Source organism: Dactylosporangium cerinum (assembly GCF_042653625.1).
Taxonomy (GTDB): Bacteria; Actinomycetota; Actinomycetes; order Mycobacteriales; family Micromonosporaceae; genus Dactylosporangium; species Dactylosporangium cerinum.
In genome coordinates, this window is sequence record NZ_JBHSIU010000147.1 from 1 (window position 1) to 1,419 (window position 1,419).

The 1,419-nt window shown below is 70.5% G+C and carries 1 protein-coding gene; it reads right to left on the reverse strand.

All coding sequences use genetic code 11. The annotated features are described in order from the left end of the window. Positions 1-1,215: IS110 family RNA-guided transposase (locus ACFPIJ_RS64425; RefSeq protein ID WP_380129454.1), on the reverse strand; the 1,215-nt coding region annotated here is incomplete at its 3' end. Positions 1,216-1,419 lie beyond the last annotated feature (204 nt).

A 1,419-nucleotide genomic window follows, 5' to 3' on the forward strand; every position in this document is an offset into this window, starting at 1 on the left:
GAGAAGGGTTTGGAGGGCGCCGTGGGTGGCTGGGTTGTAGGGGGTGTTGTCCTGCCAGCAGCGCCAGATGATGTGTGCCCAGGCGCGGGCGAGGATGCGCACGGCGTGTGGGTGGTCGCAGCCGCGGGCGGTGGCTTTGGCGTAGAGGTCGGCGGCCCAGGGGTTGGCGCGGCGGGAGTCGCCGGCGAAGTCGCAGAGGGCGTCGCGGAGTTGTTTGTCGGCGCCCCAGCGGAACATGACGGTTTTGACCTTGCCCGATTGTCGGGTCGAGGGGGCGACGCCGGCGAGGCAGGTCAGCGATTCGCGGGTGGGGAACCGTCCGCGGGCGTCGCCGATCTCGGCGAGGAGTCGGGCGGCCCGGACGGTGCCGGAGCGGGGCAGGGACGTGAAGATCGGCGCGTCGGGGTGGGCGTTGAGTTGTTCGCCGATGCTGGCGGCCAGGATCTGGATCTGGGCTGTCAGGGTTCGTAGGACGGCGACCAGCGCGGTGGTGGTGCCCGCGTGGATACCGGCGGGTTCGCCGGTGACGCCGCGGGGTGCGGCCAGCAGCCGGGCGTGCAGCACGGCCGGGTCAACGCCTCCGCTGTAGGAGACGGAGCGCAGCCAGACGGCGAGGCGTTTGGGCGAGAGCCAGTCCGCGGCCTGCTGGGTGGTGAACCGGCCCAGGAAGGTCAGGGTGATCGGCGAGTCGATGTCGGCGAACAGTGTTGCGGCGGCGGGGAACACGAGCTGCAGGTGTGCGCGCAGCTGGTTGGCTGCGGCGACCCGGTGGGTGACGAGGTCTCGGCGGGCGCGGACGCTGCCGCGCAGCGCGATGGTCTGCTCGCTGTCGACGAGCATGGGTCGCAGCCGGCGGACGTCGGTGCGGACCACGTCGGCCAGGACGTAGGCGTCGAATCGGTCGTCCTTGTTCCCGGCTGATCCGTACCGGCTGCGCAGGTTCTTCACCTGACCGGGCGGGATGACGAAGACGGTCAGCCCGGCGTGCATCAGGGTCTGGACCACAGGTCCGTCGCCGCGTTCGATGCCGACCTGCTCGACACCGGCGCGCAGCAGTTTGGCGGCCATCCGCTTCAGCCCGGCCGCGTCGTGCGGCACGGTGAACCGGTCCAGGACCTCCCCTTGATCGCCGACCACGCAGACCGCGTGGTCGTCCTTGGCCCAGTCCACCCCCGCCGTGACACGCATGGCAGTGGGGTTGGGGTCGATACTCACAGTTGTCTCCTCGCTGTTGCATCAGTGGGAAGACACCCGGTGGTCCCGGGACACCGCGGCCGGTCGCTCACTGATCGGCGCTCATTGGCGCATAGCCCTGTAGCCAGTCGGGGTGTCCTGGGCCGCCGGGCCTCGCAGAACTCAAGTTGGACCTCGAAGGTCGAGCAGTGATGGCGATGGCCCGGCGGGGGCCAGGGGTGCACC